The 22,759-nt window shown below is 63.3% G+C and carries 24 protein-coding genes; 14 read left to right on the top strand and 10 right to left on the bottom strand.

Annotated elements, in window-relative coordinates:
- Positions 1–113: 113 nt before the first annotated feature.
- Positions 114–746, bottom strand: a complete 633-nt coding sequence (locus FIU81_RS10990; protein WP_124112279.1) for a DnaJ domain-containing protein — start codon at positions 744–746, stop codon at positions 114–116.
- A gap of 76 nt (positions 747–822) precedes the next feature.
- On the opposite strand from FIU81_RS10990, the gene FIU81_RS10985 reads away from it, so the two are divergent.
- The gene (locus FIU81_RS10985; protein ID WP_124112278.1) at positions 823–1,077 is read left to right on the top strand and encodes a BolA family protein; all 255 of its coding nucleotides are present in this window, start codon (positions 823–825) and stop codon (positions 1,075–1,077) included.
- 6 nt (positions 1,078–1,083) lie between these two features.
- Here FIU81_RS10985 and FIU81_RS10980 read toward each other — a convergent pair whose 3' ends face one another.
- On the bottom strand, positions 1,084–1,542 hold the full coding sequence (locus FIU81_RS10980) for a DUF4177 domain-containing protein (RefSeq protein ID WP_124112277.1): 459 nt from the start codon (positions 1,540–1,542) through the stop codon (positions 1,084–1,086).
- A 147-nt stretch (positions 1,543–1,689) separates the two neighbouring features.
- Between FIU81_RS10980 and FIU81_RS16750 the strand changes: the two genes are divergently transcribed.
- Both FIU81_RS16750 and FIU81_RS16745 read left to right on the top strand, forming a co-directional pair.
- The gene (locus FIU81_RS16750; RefSeq protein ID WP_172971460.1) at positions 1,690–1,845 is read left to right on the top strand and encodes a hypothetical protein; all 156 of its coding nucleotides are present in this window, start codon (positions 1,690–1,692) and stop codon (positions 1,843–1,845) included.
- A 114-nt stretch (positions 1,846–1,959) separates the two neighbouring features.
- Complete coding sequence (locus tag FIU81_RS16745) at positions 1,960–2,109, top strand: hypothetical protein (protein ID WP_172971459.1); 150 nt, start codon at positions 1,960–1,962, stop codon at positions 2,107–2,109.
- Between the two features lie 15 nt (positions 2,110–2,124).
- Here the strand turns inward: FIU81_RS16745 and gatB are convergent, their stop codons facing one another.
- A complete protein-coding gene (gatB, locus tag FIU81_RS10975) occupies positions 2,125–3,642 on the bottom strand; it encodes an Asp-tRNA(Asn)/Glu-tRNA(Gln) amidotransferase subunit GatB (RefSeq protein ID WP_124112276.1) in 1,518 nt (505 codons plus the stop codon).
- Positions 3,643–3,803: 161 nt separating this feature from the next.
- Here gatB and FIU81_RS10970 point away from each other — a divergent pair, with 161 nt between their 5' ends.
- Both FIU81_RS10970 and FIU81_RS10965 read left to right on the top strand, forming a co-directional pair.
- Positions 3,804–4,382: a transglycosylase SLT domain-containing protein gene (locus FIU81_RS10970; RefSeq protein WP_124112275.1), complete on the top strand. Its 579-nt coding sequence runs from the start codon at positions 3,804–3,806 to the stop codon at positions 4,380–4,382.
- A gap of 46 nt (positions 4,383–4,428) precedes the next feature.
- Positions 4,429–5,202 (top strand): transglycosylase SLT domain-containing protein, encoded by a 774-nt coding sequence (locus FIU81_RS10965; protein WP_124112274.1) that lies wholly within the window; start codon positions 4,429–4,431, stop codon positions 5,200–5,202.
- 97 nt (positions 5,203–5,299) lie between these two features.
- Here the strand turns inward: FIU81_RS10965 and FIU81_RS10960 are convergent, their stop codons facing one another.
- The 3 genes from FIU81_RS10960 to pepN all read right to left on the bottom strand — a co-directional run bounded on the left by FIU81_RS10960 (position 5,300) and on the right by pepN (position 9,460).
- Positions 5,300–6,184, bottom strand: coding sequence for a lysophospholipid acyltransferase family protein (locus tag FIU81_RS10960; RefSeq protein ID WP_124112273.1), 885 nt, complete (start codon positions 6,182–6,184; stop codon positions 5,300–5,302).
- A gap of 106 nt (positions 6,185–6,290) precedes the next feature.
- Positions 6,291–6,845: a type 1 glutamine amidotransferase domain-containing protein gene (locus tag FIU81_RS10955; RefSeq protein WP_124112272.1), complete on the bottom strand. Its 555-nt coding sequence runs from the start codon at positions 6,843–6,845 to the stop codon at positions 6,291–6,293.
- A gap of 68 nt (positions 6,846–6,913) precedes the next feature.
- Positions 6,914–9,460, bottom strand: a complete 2,547-nt coding sequence (gene pepN / locus FIU81_RS10950) for an aminopeptidase N (protein ID WP_124112271.1) — start codon at positions 9,458–9,460, stop codon at positions 6,914–6,916.
- A 113-nt stretch (positions 9,461–9,573) separates the two neighbouring features.
- On the opposite strand from pepN, the gene FIU81_RS10945 reads away from it, so the two are divergent.
- From FIU81_RS10945 to FIU81_RS10925, 5 genes are all read left to right on the top strand, one after another.
- Positions 9,574–9,771: a hypothetical protein gene (locus FIU81_RS10945; RefSeq protein ID WP_124112270.1), complete on the top strand. Its 198-nt coding sequence runs from the start codon at positions 9,574–9,576 to the stop codon at positions 9,769–9,771.
- Positions 9,771–9,929 (top strand): DUF2256 domain-containing protein, encoded by a 159-nt coding sequence (locus FIU81_RS17170; protein WP_124112269.1) that lies wholly within the window; start codon positions 9,771–9,773, stop codon positions 9,927–9,929. Before FIU81_RS10945 ends, FIU81_RS17170 begins: the two co-directional genes overlap by 1 nt.
- A complete protein-coding gene (locus FIU81_RS10935; protein ID WP_124112268.1) occupies positions 9,926–12,151 on the top strand; it encodes a malate synthase G in 2,226 nt (741 codons plus the stop codon). The genes FIU81_RS17170 and FIU81_RS10935 overlap by 4 nt, the downstream gene beginning before the upstream one ends.
- 34 nt (positions 12,152–12,185) lie before the next feature.
- Positions 12,186–12,608: a GlcG/HbpS family heme-binding protein gene (locus tag FIU81_RS10930; protein WP_124112267.1), complete on the top strand. Its 423-nt coding sequence runs from the start codon at positions 12,186–12,188 to the stop codon at positions 12,606–12,608.
- Positions 12,609–12,683: 75 nt separating this feature from the next.
- Positions 12,684–13,463 (top strand): gamma-glutamyl-gamma-aminobutyrate hydrolase family protein, encoded by a 780-nt coding sequence (locus FIU81_RS10925; protein WP_124112266.1) that lies wholly within the window; start codon positions 12,684–12,686, stop codon positions 13,461–13,463.
- A gap of 1 nt (position 13,464) precedes the next feature.
- On the opposite strand, the gene FIU81_RS10920 is transcribed toward FIU81_RS10925, so the two are convergent.
- The 3 genes from FIU81_RS10920 to FIU81_RS10910 all read right to left on the bottom strand — a co-directional run bounded on the left by FIU81_RS10920 (position 13,465) and on the right by FIU81_RS10910 (position 16,086).
- Positions 13,465–13,986, bottom strand: a complete 522-nt coding sequence (locus tag FIU81_RS10920) for a hypothetical protein (protein ID WP_124112265.1) — start codon at positions 13,984–13,986, stop codon at positions 13,465–13,467.
- Positions 13,987–14,041: 55 nt separating this feature from the next.
- A complete protein-coding gene (gene kynU, locus FIU81_RS10915) occupies positions 14,042–15,229 on the bottom strand; it encodes a kynureninase (protein ID WP_124112264.1) in 1,188 nt (395 codons plus the stop codon).
- Positions 15,230–15,327: 98 nt separating this feature from the next.
- Positions 15,328–16,086: an SDR family NAD(P)-dependent oxidoreductase gene (locus FIU81_RS10910; RefSeq protein WP_124112263.1), complete on the bottom strand. Its 759-nt coding sequence runs from the start codon at positions 16,084–16,086 to the stop codon at positions 15,328–15,330.
- Positions 16,087–16,144: 58 nt separating this feature from the next.
- On the opposite strand from FIU81_RS10910, the gene FIU81_RS10905 reads away from it, so the two are divergent.
- From FIU81_RS10905 to FIU81_RS10895, 3 genes are all read left to right on the top strand, one after another.
- Positions 16,145–16,582 (top strand): methyltransferase family protein, encoded by a 438-nt coding sequence (locus FIU81_RS10905; protein WP_124112262.1) that lies wholly within the window; start codon positions 16,145–16,147, stop codon positions 16,580–16,582.
- Between the two features lie 95 nt (positions 16,583–16,677).
- Positions 16,678–18,243 (top strand): Re/Si-specific NAD(P)(+) transhydrogenase subunit alpha, encoded by a 1,566-nt coding sequence (locus FIU81_RS10900; protein WP_124112261.1) that lies wholly within the window; start codon positions 16,678–16,680, stop codon positions 18,241–18,243.
- Positions 18,244–18,255: 12 nt separating this feature from the next.
- The gene (locus FIU81_RS10895) at positions 18,256–19,701 is read left to right on the top strand and encodes an NAD(P)(+) transhydrogenase (Re/Si-specific) subunit beta (RefSeq protein ID WP_124112260.1); all 1,446 of its coding nucleotides are present in this window, start codon (positions 18,256–18,258) and stop codon (positions 19,699–19,701) included.
- A gap of 91 nt (positions 19,702–19,792) precedes the next feature.
- Here the strand turns inward: FIU81_RS10895 and FIU81_RS10890 are convergent, their stop codons facing one another.
- Positions 19,793–20,968, bottom strand: coding sequence for an MFS transporter (locus FIU81_RS10890; RefSeq protein ID WP_172971458.1), 1,176 nt, complete (start codon positions 20,966–20,968; stop codon positions 19,793–19,795).
- Positions 20,969–21,128: 160 nt separating this feature from the next.
- Here FIU81_RS10890 and glpD point away from each other — a divergent pair, with 160 nt between their 5' ends.
- Positions 21,129–22,736, top strand: a complete 1,608-nt coding sequence (gene glpD, locus FIU81_RS10885) for a glycerol-3-phosphate dehydrogenase (RefSeq protein WP_124112258.1) — start codon at positions 21,129–21,131, stop codon at positions 22,734–22,736.
- Positions 22,737–22,759 lie beyond the last annotated feature (23 nt).

Below are 22,759 nucleotides of genomic sequence, written 5' to 3'. Positions count from 1 at the left end.
TGCCAGTTCACGCACCGACGGGATCAATCACAATGGCATCATGCCGCAAATGCGGCAGACCGACAGCCACACAGTACCACAAGGCCTGATACGATCCGTATCCGCCAGCCGCCTCACTTCATGAAATTACGGCTGTCCTTGATCTGGTCCCAGGCCCAGACGACCTCGTTCAGCTGGTCTTCCTGACTGCGGTCGCCGCCGTTCATGTCGGGGTGCAGTACCTTGATCAGCGATTTGTAGGCCTTGCGGATTTCTGTCTTGTTCCAGTGATCCTTGGCTTCCAGAATCTCGATCGCCTTGCGCTCTGTCGGTGGCAGGCGGCGGGTGGTGGCACCCGTGGTGGATTTGCCGGGGTTCTGGGTGGCGTTGCTTCCCAGAACCTGATGCGGATCGTCCACGCCAAGACGCGCCCAGGCGCGCTGTTCCTCGGATTTGAAGGGCTTCGTATCGCGGCCCCAGACCTTGTCCTTGGCGATCTGGTCGTCGAATTCCTCTTCGGTCTGGCCGTTGAAGAAGTTCCACTTCAGATTGTACTCGCGCACGTGATCCTTGCAGAACCACTTGTACTCATCGAGGTGATCGGGTGAGCGCGGCGCACGGTAGACGCCCTTCTCCTCGCAGCCCTCATGCTCGCACACGCGGGTCGAGGTCTCGAAGGCGCCGGACATGCCGCGCTTACCGCGGGGATTGTTTTTCTTTGCGGAAGACACTCGCATGTCGAAACCGAAGGGGTCGCTCTTGGCCATCGCAACTGCTCCTTGTCCTGTTCGGAGGCCATACTCTAGACATCACCAGACCCATGGGAAAGAGGAAGATCGTCAAATGCGCGTGGCTGATGAAATAGAGTCGAAACTGCGGGAGCGTTTTGCGCCTGCCGAACTGGAGGTCGAGGACCAATCTGCCTTGCATGCAGGGCATGCGGGAGCGCCAGAGGGCGGGCAAAGCCATTTCGCGGTGACGATCCGCGCGAAAGAGTTGGCCGATATGTCGCGCATCGCACGGCACCGGGCGATCCATGCTGCATTGGGCACGGACCTCGTGAGCCGAATCCATGCGCTGGCGATCGACGCAGGCTAGAAGCGGTCAGTCCCGGTCAGGCGCGCGCAGGGGCGGGACCGAACTGCGGGACGTATCGTCGCGGCGCGCGAACAGGCTGGGCGCACGCGGTTGCGTCTGCTCCGGGGCTACGTCGTCGTAGGGTTCCGGGTCAGGGACGCGGTGCATCTCGAACGTCTCTTCCGGCGTCGGGGCGTAGGCAGGCTCCATCGCGGGCTCGAACGGATGCTCGGCCTGCGCGCCGTCGATGACAACCCAGCGGCGGAAGACCAGAACACTCAGCGTTTCAGGCCGGGCTTTCGACAGAAAACCACGCTTTACGGGCGCGTCGATGGTCTCGCTGCGCTGGAACTCCCAGCCGTCGCGGCCTTCGGCGTTCAGTGCTTCGGCCATGGCATGGGAAAAGCGACCCTCGGGGCTTTTTTGCCCCTTCACCTTCGGCAATGACTTCGGCGCAGGGACCACGCGGTATTCGTAGTAGGACATGCTTTCCCCCTTGGGATTTGCAGGTCGTCTAGGCCAAACAGCCGGGTTCAAGCAAGACGTCGCAAGAGTATGGGAACCGTTTTGCCGGTGGCGTCGTTTGATGGGTAACGGTTGCGTGTTCGCGACCAACGCAACAAGGAGTTCACCATGACGAAATTCGCCATTCTTTTCGCCGGCCTTCTGGGGCTTGCCGCGTGCCAGACCACCGGAAACGGCCAGTTCGACCCGGCAACCAACCCGACCATGGGTGACCAAGTCGCGTCTCCGACCGATGGTATTGCGTCCAACGAAGACGGTACCTGATACGTTCGCATGGTATAGTTTCGAAAAGCGCATCGATTCCGGTGCGCTTTTTTATGGCTGCGGTTCAAACCTGTCGTTCCGCCACGCCTTTTTTAAGCAGAAAGACACTCGTCCATGACCAAGATCGTAGTTCTCTTCGCCGGTCTTTTGACCCTTGCAGCGTGCAACACAGGCGGCACCAGTGACTTCAGCGATTTCAACTCGCAAACGCCCGTCAATCAGATCGCTGAGCCGACGGACGGCGTTGCGACCGACCAGTTCTAGGGCCGGGCCCCAGCATCAAAGCCCCAGCTTCGTCGCCACGATCTGATTGACCGCCGCCGGGTTGGCCTTGCCGCCGGTGGCCTTCATCACCTGACCGACGAACCAGCCTGCAAGCTTGGGGTTCTGCTTGGCCTTTTCGACCTGCGCGGGGTTAGCGGCGATAACGTCGTCCACTGCCGCTTCAATCGCTCCGGTGTCGGTGACCTGCTTCATGCCGCGCTCTTCGACCAACACGGCCGGGTCACCGCCTTCGGTGTAGACGATCTCGAACAGGTCCTTGGCGATTTTGCCAGAGATGTCGCCCGCCTTGATCAGCGCCACGATCCCACCCAGTTGCGCGGCGGACATTGGGCTATCGGCGATATCGCGGTCGCCGTCTTTCTTCAGGCGCCCGAAGAGTTCGTTGATGACCCAGTTCGCGCTGGTCTTGCCGTCGCCAGAGGTCGCCGCGACTTCCTCGAAGAACGCAGCATTCTCGACGTCGGCGGTCAGTACGCCTGCGTCGTATTCGGTCATGCCGTAGTCCAGTACGAAGCGCGCCTTCTTGGCGTCGGGCAATTCGGGCAGGGTGGCCTTGATGTCGTCCACCCATGCTTGCTCGATCTCCAGCGGCAGCAGGTCGGGATCGGGGAAGTAGCGGTAGTCGTGCGCTTCTTCCTTCGATCGCATGGAGCGCGTCTCGCCCTTGTCGGGATCGAACAGGCGGGTTTCCTGCACGACTTCGCCGCCGTCCTCGATGATGGCGATCTGGCGGCGGGCTTCGACCTCGATGGCCTGCTGGATGAAGCGGGTGGAGTTCATGTTCTTGATTTCGCACCGCGTGCCCAGCACACCGAAATCGCCGGTCTCCACGAATCGCTCGTAGTCGCCCGGTTTACAGACCGAGACGTTCACATCCGCACGCAGGTTGCCGTTCTGCATGTCGCCATTGCAGGTGCCAAGGTAGCGCATGATCTGACGCAGCTTCAAAACATAGGCGGCGGCTTCTTCCGGCCCGCGAATGTCGGGACGGCTGACGATTTCCATCAACGCGACGCCAGAGCGGTTGAGGTCCACGAAGCTGGCCTGTGGGTCCATGTCGTGGATCGACTTGCCTGCGTCCTGCTCAAGGTGAATGCGCTCGATCCGCACGCGGCGGGCGATGCCGGGGGCCATGTCGACGATGACTTCGCCTTCGCCCACGATGGGGTGGTAAAGTTGGCTGATCTGGTAGCCCGAGGGCTGGTCGGGGTAGAAGTAGTTCTTTCGGTCGAACGCACTGTTCAGGTGGATTTCGGCGTTCAGGCCAAGCCCCGTCTTCACGGCCAGCGCCACGCAGCCTTCGTTGATGACGGGCAGCATGCCGGGCATGCCCGCGTCCACGAAGGCGACGTTGGAATTGGGCTCTGCGCCGAACTGGGTGGACGCGCCAGAGAACAGCTTGGCGGTACTCGCGACCTGGGCGTGGACCTCTAGTCCGATGACCAGTTCCCAGTCGTCCTTTGCACCCTGGATAACCTTGGGGGCGGGGGACTCAAACGTCAGGTCGAGCATGGCAAAACTCCTAGGATCGCGAACGCGCGATCCCTACTTCGGCGGGCGGATAAGCGCAACGTTGCCGACAGATGGGGGCGGGGACTCGCCATTCTAACGCCGCCTGCGGTATCGGGCGACGTCGGTCGTGCGAAGGACCGATGCCACATCCGTAGGACACCATGCGCCGTCTCATCCTTCTTATGTCCCTGCTGGGCCTTTCGGCCTGCGTCACCACCACCCCTGCCGTGACCCAACCCGAAGCGCCCCCCGTCATGCGGTGGGATTTCCGTCCTGACAGCCAAGTCTGGACCGATGCCACGCTGGACGCCCTGCAAAGCCACGGTGCCGCGCTGCCTGCGATGACCCCTGCCGATATCACCGAATGGTGCCCCGACTACCCGAATCGCAGCGCCGAGGATCGCGCCGCGTTCTGGGCCGGTTTGTTCAGCGCATTGGCCAAGCATGAAAGCACGTGGCGTCCCGAAGCCGTCGGCGGCGGCGGTCTGTGGTTTGGTCTGGTGCAGATCGCGCCGGCGACCGCGCGCGCCTACGGTTGCGCCGCGACCAGCGGCAGCGCCTTGAAGAACCCGGTTGCGAACCTGTCCTGTGGCGTGCGGATCGCCGCCAAGCAGGTCAGCCGTCGCGGGTCGGTGAACCGTGGCATGCGTGATTGGGGCCCGTTCCATTCCGGCGCGAAGCGCGCCGAGATGTCCGCCTGGACCCGCGCCCAGCCCTACTGCCAAGCGCAGGGCGTCTGATCGCACATAGTTGCCCTTGACGCATCCGTCGGCTTAACTGCGGCGGATGCGTTTATTATCTTTGACACTATGCGCTTTGCTTGCGCTGCCCGCCGCCGCGCAGACGGTGCGCCCGCAACCCAGGCCTGTCGTCGATCCGATCCCGGTGACACGCTGGGATTTCCGTCCCGAAAGTGACCGGTGGAGCCGTGCCTCTATCAAGGCGCTGAAGTCGCACGGGCGGGGGCTGGTCCAGCACACGCCACGCGATATCGGACGATGGTGTCCGGGCTACGCCCGCGGGTCGGACGTGGATCGCCGGGCCTTCTGGGTCGGCTTTCTGTCGGCCCTTGCTAAGTACGAAAGCACATGGAAGCCGCGCGCTGTGGGCGGTGGGGGGCTGTGGTACGGCTTGCTGCAAATCCTGCCGCAAACCGCGCGTGGCTATGGCTGCGCTGCCCGCACCGGGGACGCGCTGAAGGACGGTCCGGCGAATCTGTCCTGTGCGATTCGGATCATGGCGCGCACGGTGCCGCGTGATGGTGTGATCCACGCGCGCTCGCCCAGGTGGTCAGGCGTTTCGGCAGATTGGGGGCCGATGCGCTCCGACGCGAAACGGCGCGAGATGCGGCGCTGGCTGCGCGCCCAAGAGTATTGCCAGATCAGCGTCTCGCCCCGGCCTCGCGCGCGTCCTGCGCCAGATGGTTTGGTCATGGGACCGATCCGGCGTCAGGTCACTCCGATCGCGCGACCAAGCCAAGAGATGCGTGAGGCTCCTGCAGCGTCTTCGCTGGAAACAGAGGCGCTTGCGGAAGATCCCGGAGAGGATGAAGCCTTATAGGGGCTGAAGTCGACTGTGCGCTTGTTGCGACTTTTTTTCGGAGTTGAGATTTCCAGCTACGAAAAAAAGTCGCAACGACGCTGACACGAGTGTCGTTTCAAGACGAACCGATGCTGCGGGACGCCCAGCTTGGGCGTCGCGTCATGTCCACCAAGGACACTTCTGGCGCGTAGCGCCCGCCCAGACCGAGCGTCGCCTTGCGCAGAAGGCCGATGGCCGCGTCGTTGTCTTTCGGCAGAGCGCTGGGCGAGATTGGCTCGCCAATCGTGACGCGGAATGGTTGTTGGGCCTTGTTCAGTGTCTCGTAAAACAGAGTGATGTCGCGCAGGGACGGATGAATCTTGTCGAACAGGTAGAACAGTACAGAGTTGCGCGCGCGTATGTTTAATGGGATCACCGGCACGTCGAACTTGCGGGCGATCATGGCCGCCGATGACATCCACGGTCGTTCGAACAGACGCAGACCACGTCGCTTGGCCAAGCGTCCAGCGGGGAAGATGATGCCAAGGCGACCAGCCTCCATCGCCTTGCGCGTATAGGTCATCGTGGCGCGGGTCTTTTCGCGGCTGCGCTTGTCCTCGCGCCATTCGACAGGGGCGATCAGCGGCTCCAGTTGGGGCACGACTTTGATCATGTCGGAATTGGCGTAGAAGAACAGATCGGGGCGGTGCTTCGCCAGCAGGTGCCACAGGATGATACCGTCTGCGATGCCGGTCGGATGGTTGCAGACAATCATCGCGCCGCCGTGCCGGGGGATGTTTTCCAGACCCGTAACTTCCACGTCCTGCGCAAGGTCGTTGCCCATGCGATCCATGATCGCGGGGCCAGACCAGTCTTCCATTTCGTGAGCGAGGGAGATGGTTCGGTCGTAGCTAAGCAACAGGTGCAGGAACCCGCGAATGACACGGATGTGCGGACCGGGGCGACGGAACCACGGCGCACGTTCGACGATCTGTTCGTCAATCCGCTCCTTGATGCCCATGCGCCTGTCCTTGCCTTGGCTGTTACGTCGCTTTTGCCGCTGGGAAACCCGAAAGGCAAGAATTCGGGCGACAGCGCGTTCATTCGGCGCGCTGCCGCCGAGGGCGCTATGCCGCTTTGCTGCTGCTTGCCGTCACCGCGTCGATGATGGCACGGCAGAACGCATCCAGATCGTCCGGATTGCGCGAGGTGATCAGATTGCCGTCCTGGGCGACCTGCTCGTCCACAGCCTCGGCCCCGGCGTTCTTCAAATCGGTGCGGATCGAGTGGTAAGACGTCAGGCGCTTGCCACGCACAAGGTCTGCTTCGATCAACAGCCATGGGGCGTGGCAAATGGCGGCTAGCGGCTTGCCGGTACCGGCGAAGTCGCGAATCTTGCCCACTGCGTCTTCGTTCGTGCGCAATACGTCCGGATTGATCTGGCCGCCGGGCAGAACCATCGCGTCGTAGTCCGACAGGGTCACATCCGCGATCTTCATGTCGGCCTTCGTCTTGTCGCCCCACTTGTCGAAGTACCAGCCGGTGATGTCTTCACCGTTGGGCGTTGCGACATGGACGGTCGCTCCAGCCTTTTCCAGCTGCTTCTTGGGGGTTGTCAGTTCCACCTGCTCGAACCCGTCAGAGGCGAGAATGATGATCTTGGCGTTGGCGATATCGGTCATTGGTAACTCCTTGCGATCGTTAAACCGTCGTGTCCGAAACGACGCGCGACAGGCTCGGTTCCGTTGATCTAGTCCAGCATCCGCGCCAACATCTCTGCCGTGTCGCGGCTCAGGCCCTCGGTCGCGGCGATGCGCCGCAGCGCGGCTTGCGCCTTGCGCTGACGGTCGTCGTCGTAGCGGGGCCACGTCTCGAACATCGTTGTCATCCGCGCCGTGGTCTGCGGGTTCAGTGGATCAAGGCGGATCAGCCAGTCGGCAAGCAGGTCGTAGCCAGAGCCGTCCGCGGCGTGGAAGCTGGCGTGGTTGCCACCCAGCGCGCCAAAGACAGAGCGGAAGCGGTTGGGGTTCTTCCAGTCGAAGGCAGGGTGTTCGGTCAGACGCGCGGCGGTCGCGACACCGGTCTCGCCGGGGGCCGTCATCACCTGAAGGCTGAACCACTTGTCCATCACCAGACGGTCGTTTTGCCAACGGTCGTAGAACGTATTGGCGGCATCTTCGCCAAACCCATTGCGCAGCAAGGCAGAGAGCGCGGCGACGCTGTCGGTCATGTTGTCGGCCGTATTGAACTGCGTCTGTGCGCGAGCGCCGCCGTCGATCTTTGTCAGCAATGACAGGGCCGCGTTGCGCAGACTGCGCTTGCCCGCGTCCACTGCGGCGGGGGAATAGGGGCCCTTTACGCGTAGATCGTCATAGAGCGCCGCCAAAATCGGCTCCAACCGCTCGGCCATCGCGCGGGCCATGTCGCTGCGGGCGGTGTCGATGACCATGGGGTCTGGTGTGTGCCCTTCGGCAGCGAGCGCCTGCGCCAGATCATCGTCCGATGGCAGTGCAAGAACCAGAGCGCGGAAGGCGGGGTCAAGCGTATCGTCTTCGATCACGGGGGCGAGCGCATCAAGGTAGGTCGCGTCGGACGCGGTCCCGTCGCGGACCATCGCGATCAGCGCCTGACGCGCCAGAACACGGCCCGCGTCCCATTTGTTGAACGGGTCCGTGTCATGGGCCAGCAGCAGGGCGCGATCGGCCTGCGAAAGCGTTTGCTGAAGGTTGATCGGCGCGGCAAAGCCACGGTTTACCGACGGCACGACGTCGGTTGCGGTGATCGGCAGACGGACAGTCTGTTGTGCCTCGGTCAGTTCGACCAGCGTGGTTTTCAGGGCCTCGGTGCCGTCGCGGGCGATGGCGCCGACTGTCAGCGGGATGACCTGGGGCGCCTTGTCGGGCTGGCCGGGCGTGGCGGGGATGCTCTGGGTCAGGTCCAACAACAGCTCACCATCTTCGACGCGGGAATCTACGGTAACCGTCGGCGTGCCAGCCTGCTCGTACCACAAAGCGAACTGCGTCAGATCGCGACCCGTCGCGTCGTGAAAGACGGTCAGCCAATCTTCGATTGTGCAGGCCTGCCCGTCGTGGCGCTCGAAATAAAGGTCGAGCGCCTTGCGGTAGGCGTCCGGGCCGATGAGGGTGCGCAGCATGCCGACGACCTCGGCGCCCTTTTCGTAGACGGTGGCGGTGTAGAAGTTGTTGATCTCTATATAGGATTGCGGACGAACGGGGTGCGCCAAGGGGCCTGCATCCTCGCGGAATTGGCGGGCGCGGAGCAGGGTCACGTCTTCGATCCGCTTGACCGCGTGGCTGCGTTCATCGCCCGAAAACTGCTGGTCTCGGAAGACGGTCAGCCCTTCCTTCAGGCACAGCTGGAACCAGTCGCGGCAGGTGACCCGGTTGCCCGTCCAATTGTGAAAATACTCGTGGGCGATGATCGCTTCGATCCGCGCATAATCTGTGTCCGTCGCAGTGTCGGACGACGCGAGGACATAGCGGGCGTTGAAGATGTTCAGGCCCTTGTTCTCCATCGCGCCCATGTTGAAATCGTCCACCGCGACGATGTTGAACACGTCCAGATCGTAGGCGCGGCCATAGTGTTCCTCATCCCACGCCATCGAGCGGATGAGCGAGTCCATCGCGTAGGCGCAGCGATCTTCGTCACCGGGGCGGACCCAGATATTCAGCGTGACTTCGCGAAAGTCAGAGGTGGTGAAGTGATCCGAATGGGCGACCAGATCACCTGCGACGAGCGCAAACAGGTAGGCGGGCTTCTTCCACGGGTCCTGCCAGACGGCGTATCCATCGCCCTGTTCCACGGGGTCGCCGTTCGACAGCAGAACGGGCCGGTCCGACTCGATCCGCACGGTGAAGGGGGCCATCACGTCGGGACGGTCGGGGTAATAGGTGATGCGGCGGAAGCCCTCTGCCTCACACTGGGTGCAATACATACCGTTCGACATATAAAGACCTGACAGGGCGGTGTTTTCCTGCGGCGCGATCTCGACTTCCGCCTCCCATACGAAGGTATCCGGCGCGTCGATCTCCAGCCCGTCGGTCAGCAGCTTCGGCTGCACTTCGGCCCCGTCGATACGCGCAGAAATCAACTTCAAGCCTTCGCCGTCCAGCCGCAGCGGGCCGCCGTCGCCATCGGGATTGCGCCGGAACGAGATGCGCGACAGTACGCGTGTCGCCAGCGGAATCAGCCGGAATGTCAGTTGCACGTCGTCCACAAGGTATGCGGGCGGGCTGTATTCGCTCAGGCGGATCGTGCGGGGGGCGGCATCTTTCATGGGCGACCTTTCGTCCTGCGTGCGACGGCTGGCGAACCGGACACGCCGTCTTACGTTATGCCCCAACACATTGCCCCCCGCGGGCCGATCGACAAGACATGAAAGGACACAAGATGTCTGCACCGAACACTGACGTCGAAAAGCAGAAGCGCCGCCACAAGACGCCCTTGATGGGCATGGCCTGGATGATCGTCTGGGCGGTCGTGCTGCTGATCGGCTTGATCGTCTACATCACCATGACCGGCAACGAACCGGGTGACGACACGCCCATCGGCGCCGAGGGCGCGGCGACGGAACAGTCCGCCGAGTAATGCCGCGCGGAACGCGCAAAAGCGATTTACCGACAAAGATCTGTGCCACTTGCGGTCGCCCCTTCACGTGGCGCAAGAAGTGGCGAAACGTCTGGGACGACGTGAAATACTGCTCTGACCGCTGTCGGTCGGAGCGCAACAAGGGGGGCGGGACATGACCGACCGGGTCGAGAAGCACGGATTGCAGGTGGCCGACGTACTGGCCGATTTCGTTGAAAACATGGCGCTGAACGGGCTGGATGTATCGGCGGATTCGTTCTGGAAAGGTCTGTCGGATCTGATGCACGATATGGGTCCGGAAAACCGGGCTCTGCTGGACAAGCGGGAAGAGATACAGGGCAAGATCGACGCTTGGCATCGCGACAATCCCGGCAAGGTGCAGGACCGCGCCGCCTACACAGATTTCTTGCGCGAAATCGGCTATCTTGTGTCCGAAGGCGCGGATTTCCAGATTGAGACCGCGCAAACCGATCCCGAGATCGCGGATATACCCGGCCCGCAGCTGGTCGTGCCGATCATGAACGCACGCTACGCGCTCAACGCCGCGAACGCGCGGTGGGGGTCGCTGTACGACGCGCTTTACGGCACCGACGCGCTGGGCGATTTGCCGTCCGGTAAGGACTACGACCCCGAGCGCGGCAAGCGCGTGATCGACCGCGCGAAGGATGTATTGGACGCGCATTTCCCGCTGGTATCGGGCAGCCACAAGATGGCCGTTGGCTACCAAGTCGCCGAAGAGGGGCTGGAGGCGCTGATCCTGAATGATCAGGACTGGCGCAACACCGACGAAATGCGCAAGAGCGACAGCATGACCCCCACGGGCAATACGCCCGGTGTCGAACACACTCTGCCGTTGGCCGACAAGGACGCCTTTGCGGGCTACCGTGGGCCGAAAGAGGCACCGACGCATATTCTATTGAAGCACAATGGCTTGCACGTCGAACTTGTAATCGACCGCGACCACCAGATCGGCAAGCAGGACCAAGCGGGTCTGGCCGACGTACAGCTTGAAAGCGCGATGTCCGCGATCATGGACTGCGAGGATTCGGTCGCCGCCGTGGATGCCGAAGACAAGGTGCTGGCCTACACCAATTGGCTGGGCCTCATGCGCGGCGACCTTACCGAGAGCGTTGAGAAGGGCGGCAAGACCTTCACCCGCGAGCTGGCGGCGGACCGCACCTACACCGCGCCCGACGGTGGTGACGTCACGGTCAAGGGCCGCGCGCTGATGCTGGTGCGCAACGTCGGTCACCTGATGACGAACCCCGCGATCCTGGATCGCGACGGGAACGAGGTGTTCGAGGGCCTTCTGGACGCTGCGATGACCACGCTTTGCGCCATGCACGACCTGAACCGCGAGGGCGGCAACTCTGTCACCGGATCGGTCTACGTCGTGAAGCCGAAGATGCACGGCCCCGAAGAGGTGGCGTTCACCGACCGCATTTTCGGCCACGTGGAAAAGATGCTCGGCCTGCCTGCCAACACGGTGAAGATCGGCATCATGGACGAAGAGCGGCGCACCTCAGCGAACCTGAAGGAATGCCTGCGCGCTGCGAAGAATCGCGTGGCGTTCATCAACACCGGCTTCCTTGATCGTACCGGAGACGAGATCCACACCGCGATGGAAGCGGGACCGATGGTCCGCAAGGGCGAGATGAAGAACGCCGACTGGATCAAGGCCTACGAGGATCGCAACGTCGATATCGGTCTGGCCTGCGGTCTGCGCGGGCGTGCCCAGATCGGCAAGGGCATGTGGGCGATGCCCGACCGCATGGCTGACATGCTGGAGCAGAAGATCGGCCACCCGAAATCGGGCGCGACCTGTGCCTGGGTGCCATCGCCCACCGCCGCGACGCTGCACGCGCTGCACTACCATCAGGTCAGCGTGAAAGAGGTGCAGGAGGAGTTGGCGCAAGGCGGTCCGCGCGCGACGCTGGACCAGTTGCTGACCCTGCCTATCGCGACCGAAAACTGGTCCGAGGACGACATCACTTCCGAGATCGAAAACAACGCGCAGGGCATCCTTGGCTATGTGGTGCGCTGGGTGGATCAGGGCGTCGGGTGTTCGAAGGTGCCCGACATCCACGATGTTGGCCTGATGGAAGACCGCGCGACCTGCCGGATTTCATCGCAAGCGCTGGCGAATTGGCTGCACCACGGCGTGATCTCCGAAGACCGCGTGATGGAGACGATGAAGAAGATGGCGGGCGTCGTCGACGGCCAGAACAAGGATGATCCGTCCTACACACCGATGGCGCCGGGCTTCGACGGCCCTGCCTTCAAAGCCGCCTGTGATCTGGTGTTCAAGGGGCGTGAACAGCCGTCGGGCTATACCGAGCCGCTGCTTCACGCCTATCGTCAGAAGGCGAAGGCGGAGTGAGTATTTCTGACAAGATGAAGCAGGGGAACGCGCAATGAAAATCACCTTGGACCAAGCGCGCACGGCGATCCGCGCCACATTCGACGCCGGTGCCGAAGCGGGATTGAAGCCGCTGTCGGCCGTGGTGTTGGACGCGGGCGGGCATGTGTTGGCGTTCGAGCGTCAGGACGGGGCGGCTCCGGGCCGGTTCGCTGTCGCGCATGGAAAGGCACATGGTGCGGTAATGCTTGGGATGCCCGGATCGGCGCAGATGCAGCGGGCCGAAGATCAGCATTACTTCATGACCGCGATGAATGGATTATTCGGCGGTGCCGTGGTGCCGGTGCCGGGCGGTATCCTCATCAAGGACGGCGACGCGGTGATCGGTGCGCTGGGCATCACCGGCGATACATCTGACAACGATGCGATGGTCGGAATGAAGGGGCTGGAGGCAGCCGGGCTGACCGGCGCCGCCTGATCGCAACGCCGGGGGCCGGTTGTAAGGTCGGCCCCGGCGTGACTATATTGCCGCGACTGCATTCAGGAGCGTCTTATGTCCCGCCCGGTCGTCGGCATCATCGGCAATCATCATCTTTTGAACGACACCTACCGCATCCATGGCGGCGGATTGATGATTTCTGACTCGGTGGCGAATGTCACCGGCGCGCTGCCGTTGATCGTGCCCGCCGACCCGGCGTTGGTGTCGATCGAAGATCTGATGGACAGCTGCGACGGCTTCCTGTTCCCCGGCGGGCGACCCAATGTCCACCCTGAAGAATACGGCCACGAAGAGACCGAAGCGCACGGTGATTTCGACCGGGGTCGTGACAGCGTGGCGCTTCCGTTGATCCGGGCGCTGACCAAGCGGGGCCAGCCCTATCTGGCGATCTGCCGTGGGTATCAGGAAGTGGCCGTCGCCTTCGGGTCGACCCTGCACCCCGAAATCCGCGATCTGCCGGGGATCGAGAACCATCGCATGCCGCCCGACGGCACCATCGAGGAAAAGTTCGCCCTGCGCCATGACGTGACCTTCAGCGACGGCGGCCCGTTCCATCGGCTGATGGGCGAGCGGACGGTGCGGACGAACACGCTGCACGGGCAGGGTGTGACGAAGGCGGGGCCGCGCTTCGTGATCGACGGTCGCGCGCAGGACGGCACGCCGGAAGCGGCCTATGTGGCGGACGCGCCGGGCTTTACGCTGTCGGTGCAATGGCATCCCGAATACAATTCGGGGATTGATCCGGTCTCGCGCAAGCTGTTCACCGCCTTTGGCGACGCGGTTCGCATGTGGTCCGCGGGAGCGCGATCCGTTCCGACGCGCGCGATTGCGTAAGTCAGGTGTCTTCTGTTTCGTCCTGTTCCGTTGAAGTGTCATCCTCTGGCGTGGTTTGCTCTATCCCATCCGGCCGCGCTGGTGGCGCTTGTGTTTCACGGGGGGCGATGGGCTCTGGCAGGTCCGGTTCGGGCGGGGGGGCGTCCGCCACGACAGGGCCGGCATCGGCTGCGTCTCCGAAGACCTTGGCCGCGATATCTCGTACGGCGTCGATCACGGGGGCATCTGGCGTTTCGGTGCAGCGTGTTGCAATGCCCGTCACCAGGTCGATGGGGTCTGCGGGGGACAGGGCCGCATCGTCCTGCAGAACCTGTCCCGCGTCGAGCCGCCCGGCCATGTAGCCCAGGGCCCAATCGGCAGCTTGGCTAAGATAGGGCAGGTTCCCGGCCCCGGTAACTTGCGAACAGGCCAATCGCCCAACCCCGCCCAAGGGCACATCGTCCTGCGGTGTGTCGTCTTGCGCGGTGGCTGGGGCGGCGCAGAGCATCAGTCCGGCGATAAGCGATAGGCGAAGGTCTGGCACGGGCGGCTCCATCAAATTCTATGATCAACGGCAAACCGGCCCGCGCCGTTCCGACCTATGTTACGGCTTGGCGGGTCTGGAAGCGTGGGTCTTCGTAAAGACGATCCTGCATGATGCGGGCCATCGTGGCGATGGCGGCGTCGATTTCCGCTTCGCCGATGTAAAGCGGCGTGATGCCGAAGCGCAGGATATCGGGCGCGCGGAAGTCGCCGATGACATCGTGAGCGATCAGCGCCTGGCAAATCGCGTAGGCCTGTGGGTGGCGGAACGACACCTGGCTGCCGCGGTGCGCGTCCTCTCGTGGGGATGCAAGCGTCAGGGACGGGCAGTCGGCCTCTACCCCCGCGATCAAGCGTTGCGACAGGGCAAGTGACCGGCTGCGCACATCCTGCATCGACACCCCATCCCAAGCGTCCAGCGCGGCGTCGAGCGCGGCCATTTGCAGGATGGGCGGTGTGCCGATGCGGAACCGGCGCGCGGCTTGTGCGGGGCGGTAGTCGCGGTCGAAGTCGAACGGTGCCGCGTGGCCCAACCATCCCGGCAAGGCAGGGTCGATCCGATCTGCAACCGCATCCGGCACGGCGATGAAGGCGGGGCCACCCGGGCCGGAGTTAAGGTATTTGTAGGTGCAGCCCACGGCGAAATCGGCGTGCGCCGCGCTATCGACCGGGAAGGCCCCGGCGGAATGGGCCAAGTCCCACAGCGTCACGATGCCTTGCTCACGGGCGATACGGGACAGATGCGCCATGTCGTGGCGCCGCCCGGTGCGGTAGTCCACCTCGGTCAACATCAAAACGGCGATTTCGTCGGTCATATGCGCCTCAATCTCTTCTGGGGCGACGCAGCGCAATTCCAGCCCGCGATCCAGCGCATCCACGATACCCTGCGCGATATACAGATCGGTGGGGAAATTGCCGGTGTCGGACAGGATCACCTTGCGATCCGTCAGGCTCAGTGCGGCGGACAGAGCCTGATGCACCTTGATCGACAGCGTGTCGCCAGTGGACACGGTTCCGGGTGCGGCGCCGATCAGGGGGGCGATGCGGTCGCCCAAACGGTCCGGCATCTCCATCCAGCCCGCGCTGTTCCAAGCGCGGATCAGCTCTTGCCCCCATTCGGAGCGGATTGCATGGCCCACCCGGTCGGGGACGGCCTTGGCCATCGGACCCAGAGAGTTCCCGTCCAGATAGGTCAGACCATCGGGCAGATCGAACAGGGCGCGGGTGGCGGTGAAATCGGTCATCGTGGTCCTTTGGTCAGACGGCGGAGGATGCGTTCTTCCCCCGCCACTACGCGGTCCCCCGGGGGGTATTTTAGAAGAGCAAAGAAGAGCGGCCGCGGTCAGGCCATGCCGCCCGCAATTTCGATGCATTGCCCGTTCACCGACGCGCTGGCCGGATCGCAAAGCCATAGGGCGGTGCGCGCGACTTCATTGGCGTCGATCAGGCGGCCGTGGCGGTTCTGGCTGACCATGATCTTCAGCGCTTCGTCCTGCGACACCCCCGCGCGGTCGGCGATGGAGGTTACGTTGCGCGAGACGATATCTGTGTCGACATAAGCCGGGCAGATCGCGTTGAAGGTCTGCGGTTTGCCAAGGAAGTCTTCGGACAGGCCCCGGATCAGGCCGATGACGCCGTGCTTGCTGGCCGTGTAGGCGGGCGCGCCCTTCAAGCCCCGCACGCCCGCAATCGAACTGACGGCGATGACGCGCCCGTAGTCGAGATCGCGCATGGATTTCAGCGACTCGCGGATCGTCAGGAACGCACCGTCAAGGTTCGTGGATGTGATCTGCCGCCAGAAGGCGAGGTCCGTCTTGTGCAGGCTGCGGCCCTCGGCAATTCCCGCGTTGGCGACGCAGATCGCGATGGGGCCATGCGCGTCGACGGCTGCAGCCGTGCCGTCTGCGACCGATGCCTCGTCCGTCACATCCATGACTTGCGGGTGCAGGCCATGGGCTTCTGCAGCGTCGCGCAGGCGCGCTTCGGTGCGGCCCGTGATGGTGACGCTGGCTCCGTTGTCTTTCAACGCCACCGCGATGGCCAGACCGATGCCCGATCCGCCGCCGGTGATCAGAGCGTGTTTTCCTGCAAGGTTCGCCATTGTATCCTCCGCTGTCTGCGCACTAGCGTGGCGGGTGCGAAAGGGGCGTGCAAGCGATATGCGATGGATCGATTTCCCGCCGTGGTGGGCACTGGGCATGACGCTGGCCGCACTCGGGTCGGCCCGGCTGTGGCACGTCGCGGTGCCGGGCTGGACAATGTTGGGTCTTGCACTGATCGCGGCGGCTTTGGGGCTGATGCTCTGGGCCACACTGACGATGCTGGCAGCGCGCACCAATCCGTTGCCGCACACGCAGCCCAGCGCGCTGGTCACCACCGGCCCTTTCCGGTTCTCTCGCAACCCGATCTACTTGGGCGATGTGCTGATCGTCTGCGGGGCGAGCCTTTGGGCGGGCGCGCCACTGGGCCTGCTATGTGCCGCTGTTCTGGTCGTGATTCTTCGCGCACGGTTCATCCTGCCGGAAGAAGGCCGACTGCGCGCCGCTTTCGGTGCCGCGGTCGATCCGTGGATGCAGGCGGTGCCCCGTTGGGTGTGATTGTGTGGTATACGATTGCATCCCGCGGGCGCGCACTTGCGTAACAATCTTGCGTCGGGCATGACGCTTTCAAGCAAAACCAAGGGGAGTGGGCCGTGAAGTTCGGTGTCGTCAAGGAAAGCCAGGAAACCGAGGCGCGGGTTGCGCTGACTCCGCAATCGGCGGAAGCCATCCAGAAGCTGGGCCATAGCTGCGTGATCGAGGCCGGAGCCGGATCGCGCGCGGATATCTCGGACGATCTGTATCGCGGTGCAGATGTCGAGGTGTTGGACAGCGCCAAGGCCGTGTTCGACGCCTGCGACGTGATCGCCAAGGTCCGCCCGCCGACCGAGGCCGAGGTCGAGATGATGCGCGAGGGGCAGACGCTGATCTCGTTCTTCTACCCGGCCGAAAACGAAGCGCTGATGAAGAAGGCCGCCGACAAGGGCGCCACGCTGATCGCGATGGACATGGTGCCGCGCATTTCCCGCGCGCAGAAGATGGACGCGCTGTCGTCCATGGCGAACATCGCGGGCTATCGCGCGGTGATCGAGGCGGCGAATATCTTCGGGCGCTTCTTGACCGGGCAGGTCACCGCCGCCGGAAAGGTGCCGCCCGCGAAGATCCTCGTTGTCGGCGCTGGCGTCGCCGGTCTGGCCGCGCTGGGCACCGCCACGTCGCTGGGTGCCATCGTGCGCGCGTTCGACGTGCGACCCGAGACCGCCGAGCAGATCGAATCGATGGGGGCAGAGTTCCTGTTCCTCGACTTCGAGGACACCGAGGGCGTGGGCGAAGGGGGCTATGCCGCCCCATCCAGCCCCGAGTTCCGCGAAAAGCAGCTTGCGCTGTTCCTGGAGCAAGCGCCAGAGATCGACATCGTCATCACCACCGCCCTGATCCCGAACCGCGAAGCGCCGGAGTTGTGGACCAAGGAGATGGTCGAGGCGATGAAGCCCGGATCGGTCATCGTCGACCTTGCCGCCGAGAAGGGTGGCAACTGCAAGATGACGGTGAAGGACGAGCGTATCGTCACCGACAACGGCGTCATCATCATCGGCTACACCGACTTCCCCAGCCGTATGGCGAAGCAGTCTTCGACGCTGTATTCCACGAACATCCGCCACATGCTGACCGACCTGACGCCCGAGAAGGACGGCACGGTCAATCAGAACATGGAAGATCAGGTCATCCGGGATTCCACCATCGCCCACGGCGGAGAGGTAACATGGCCGCCACCCAAGCGCGAGAACCCGTCGCCCGCCAAACCGAAGGCCGAGAAGCCCAAGGAGAAGACCGCGGAAGAAAAGCGCGCCGAAGAGGTCGCGACCTTCAAGAAGCAGACGCAAAGCCAGGTCGGGCTGCTGGTCGTCGGCGCGGTGATCATGTTGCTCGTCGGCTCTGTCGCCCCGGAATCGTTCATGTCGCACTTCATCGTGTTCGCGCTGGCCTGTTTCGTAGGCTTCCAGGTGATCTGGGGCGTGGCGCACAGCCTGCATACGCCGCTGATGGCGGTGACTAACGCGATCTCGGGCATCATCATCCTGGGTGCGCTTTTGCAGATCGGTTCAGGCAGTTGGCTGGTGGTCTTCCTCAGCTTCATCGCGGTGCTGATCGCGTCCATCAATATCGTCGGGGGTTTTCTGGTCACGCGCCGGATGCTGTCGATGTTCGTCAAGTCGTAAGGGGCAGGATCCATGTTTGAAGCAGGGGCACAATCGGCGGCCTATATCATCGCCACCATCCTCTTCATCCTGTCGCTGGGCGGGTTGAAGGATCAGGAAAGCGCCAAGCGCGCGATCTGGTACGGTATTGCTGGCATGGCGCTGGCGGTCTTTGCCACGGTCTTCGGGCCGGGTGTGCAAAACGTCTGGCTGATCCTGATCGCCGTGGCGGCGGGCGGCTTTGCCGGCTGGTACGTCGCGGGCAAGGTGCAGATGACCGAGATGCCGCAACTGGTGGCCGCGCTGCACTCTTTCGTCGGCTTGGCGGCGGTGTTCATCGGGCTGAACGCCGACCTGATGCTGGGCGCGGTAACGCAGATGCGCGACAGCGGCATGACGCTGGAAGAGGCGAACCTGACGGGCTTCGGCGAGCTGCTGTGGAGCAAGGACTTCGTCGAGGTCAATATCCTGCGGGTCGAGGTTTTCCTGGGCATCTTCATCGGTGCCGTGACCTTTACGGGCTCGGTCATCGCCTTCGGCAAGCTTGCGGGAAAGGTGGATGGCAAACCTGTTCAGCTTCCGGGCGGCCACATGCTGAACGCTGGCGCCTTGGCGCTATGTATCCTGCTGGGGATACTGTATTTCAACGGCGCCGGCATCTGGACGATGTTTCTTGTGGCCATCGTTGCAGGCTTCATCGGATGGCACCTGATCTCTGGCATTGGCGGGGCTGACATGCCCGTGGTCGTGTCGATGCTGAACAGCTATTCCGGCTGGGCGGCGGCGGCGATCGGCTTTACGCTGGGCAACGATCTGCTGATCGTGACCGGCGCGCTGGTGGGATCGTCCGGTGCGATCCTGTCCTACATCATGTGCAAGGCGATGAACCGAAAGTTCGTCAACGTGATCCTTGGCGGCTTCGGCGGCACCGGCGGACCGGCGGCGGAAGTCGATGGTGAGATGACGAGCGTCGACGCCGACGGTGTCGCGGATGCGCTGAAGGAAGCGGATTCGGTCATCATTGTGCCCGGCTACGGCATGGCCGTGGCACAGGCGCAGCAGGCGGTGTCCGAACTGACGAAGAAACTGCGCGACGACGGCAAGACGGTGCGTTTCGCGATCCACCCCGTTGCGGGTCGTTTGCCTGGCCACATGAACGTGCTGCTGGCCGAGGCGCGCGTGCCCTACGACATCGTGCTGGAGATGGACGAGATCAACGAGGACTTCAAAGACACCGACGTGGTGATCGTCATTGGCTCGAACGACATCGTGAACCCGGCGGCGAACGACGATCCGAACAGTCCAATCGCCGGTATGCCGGTGCTGCACGTGTGGGAGGCGCGGGACGTATTCGTATCCAAGCGTGGTCAGGGCACGGGCTATTCGGGCATCGAGAACCCGCTGTTCTACAAGGACAACACGCGGATGTTCTACGGCGATGCGAAGGATTCGGTGAACGCTCTGCTGCAAAAGTTGTAAGGGCGAGGGGCTGTGCCCCTCGCGCTGTCCTAGGTATTTTGGGAACGATGAAAAAAGGGGCGCGGCTCGCAGGAGCTGCGCCCCTTTGCATTCAACGGCGCAGGATAAGAACGAAGGCGAGTGCGCTGAGAAGTGTGGCGGCGATGCCGTAGCCGACGGCGATGGGCTGCAGGTCGAACACCGTCTGAAGCGCACCGATGATGACCACGGGGATCGAGATCGCGACATAAGCCACGGTGAAATACGTGGCCGAGATGCTGGCGCCCTGATCTTCGGGCGCGGCGTTCGTCAGGCTGGATAGACCGCCCTTGAACGCGATGCCGTGGCCGAGGCCTGCAAAGGCGATGGCGGCGAGCAGACCGATCAGTGTCGATGCCGCAAGGGCCGCGGTGATCGCAGCAAGGCCCAGCGTCAGCAGGCCCATCCCAAGCGGCAAGACCAGCTTGCGGGGCATGAAATCCTCTGCCGCCTGTGCGGCGCAAGAGGTTAAGAAGATCAGGCCGGCGGTGAAGCCGATCAGGATGTGCCACCCTTCATATCCAAGGACCTTTCCCAAAAAGCTGGGGGCGACTGCGCCTAGAAAGCCGCAGACCATGAAGCCGGAGAAGGCAGAGATCGCAGCGGGGAAGAACAGGTCGCGGACCTCGGACGGAACGGCGAGCGACTGGGGGGACAGGTCGGGGCTGTCAGAGCGCTCGACCGGGTCAGGGGCGGGCCACAGGAACGCGCCTGCCAGAACCGCCATCGCGATGTGCACAAGGTAGGGCGATATCAGCGGCCATGGCAGGACCGTAAGGACGACGCCGCCGATGATTGCCCCCATCCCCAGGCCGCCCATGTTCGCGACTGTCGCGATGATGGCCCCGAGCCGTGGATGGCTCTTAGGTGCAAACTCTGACACCGCGATCGTCGCCGCCGCGTTGAATAGGCCGACCGACACTCCCTGCAGCAACCGCGCCAGCAGGATCAGCCACAGACCGTCGGCGATCGCGAAGACCACCGAGGCGAGCAACGCCGTCGCAACGCCTGCGAGCAGAACGGGCTTGCGTCCGATCTCTTCCGACCAAGGGCCGGTCACGATCAGCGCGCCAATCACGCCGACGCTGTAGATCGCGAAGATCGCGGTGATGATGATGGGCGAGAAACCGTAGGTCTCGGCATACAGCGGGTAAAGCGGCGTGGGCACGGTGGCCCCCGCCATGACGGTGAAGAAAGCCAGCGATGCAGCGATAAAGGGGCGCCAGCCCTTGGCGTCGGTTCGGGACATGGGCGCAGCTTTCATTTTGTGCAGGATGCCGTGCAAATGCTCGGCTTGTCGCGTTGTTCCACCCCGCCCGCGCGATCTATGGCCGCGCGCCCCTGACACTGGGCGCATAGCGGTCTATGTTCGCAGAAACATCCAAAGGCCTATTCCCGAGGACACGGACATGAGCAGCGACCCAATCGACCTTTTCGTCATCGGCGGCGGCATCAACGGAACCGGCATCGCGCGGGACGCGCAGGGGCGCGGTCTGCAGGTCGCGCTCGCCGAAATGAACGATCTTGCGGGAGCGACCTCGTCCAAATCAACCAAGCTGTTCCACGGCGGCCTGCGCTACCTGGAATTCTTCGAGGTTGGCTTGGTCAAGAAGGCGCTGGTCGAACGTGAAGTCCTGTTGGAAGCGATGCCCCACATCAGTTGGCCCATGCGCTTCGTGCTGCCCTATAGCCCCGACATGCGGTTCGAGGGTGAGACACCGACGTCGAAGCTTCTGAACACCGTGATGCCCTGGATGAAGGGGCGGCGGCCCGACTGGATCATCCGCATGGGTCTGTTCATGTACGACAATCTGGGTGGGCGGAAGCACCTGCCTGCGACCAGGACGCTGGACCTGACGACCGCGCCCGAGGGCGCACCACTTCAGGATCGCTTTGCCAAGGCATATGAGTATTCCGATTGCTGGGTCGAGGATTCGCGTCTGGTCGTGCTGAACGCCCGCGACGCAGAAGAGCGCGGCGCACGGATCATGGTGCGCACCAAGGTTGTCACCGCAGAGCGGCAGGGCGGCGTCTGGGCCGTTACGGTGGAGGATACGCGCGACGGTAGCCAAGAGGTGATCCGTGCACGCGCGCTTGTGAACGCGGGCGGCCCATGGGTCGAGAACGTGGTGAAGAACACCGTGCGCATGAATTCGTCCGAAGGCGTGCGGCTGGTGCGCGGCTCGCATATCGTGGTCCCGAAGCTTTATGATCACGACAAGGCCTATTTCTTCCAAGGCGAAGACGGCCGCATCATCTTCGCGATCCCCTACGAGACCGATTTCACGCTGATCGGCACCACCGACCGTGATCACGGGGATGACCCTTCGGTCACGCCGGTTTGCACGCCTGACGAGCAGAAATACCTGTGCGACTTTGCCAACAACTACTTCAAGACCTCCGTGACGGTGGATGACGTTGTCTGGACCTATTCCGGCGTGCGCCCCTTGTACGACGACGGTGCGAAATCGGCGACGGCGGCGACCCGTGACTATGTGCTCAGCGTGGATGACGGCCCGCGCACGGATGGGCCGGTCGGCTCGGAGCCGCCGTTGTTGAGCGTCTTCGGTGGCAAGATCACAACCTACCGCAAGCTGGCCGAGCAGGCGCTGGCCAAGCTGAAGCCTTATTTCGGCGACATGAAGGACGACTGGACCGCCCGCGTGCCCATGCCGGGTGGCAACTTTCCGGTGGACGGCGTGGACAAGCTGATCCGTGACCTGCACGCCGCCTATCCGTTCCTGACCGACTACCACGCCCGCCGCCTGATCCGCGCCTACGGCACCGACGCCAAGGCGATCTGCGGCAACGCGACCGACCCAAGCGGTCTGGGCCGCGACTTCGGCGGCACGTTGACCGAGGCCGAAGTGCGCTGGCTGATGGAACGCGAATACGCCCGCACGGCCGAGGATATTGTCTGGCGGCGCACCAAGCTGGGACTGCGCATGAGCGAGGATGAGATTGCGGCGCTGGACGCCTGGATGCAGGACGCACAGGAAAAGGTGGCGGCAGAGTAGGGGGTTGACCCCGCGCGCGTGGG

This window comes from Palleronia sp. THAF1 (genome assembly GCF_009363795.1).
Taxonomy (GTDB): Bacteria; Pseudomonadota; Alphaproteobacteria; order Rhodobacterales; family Rhodobacteraceae; genus Palleronia.
Note: the sequence above shows the minus strand (reverse complement) of the source record. Positions and strands in the feature narration are given on the sequence as shown.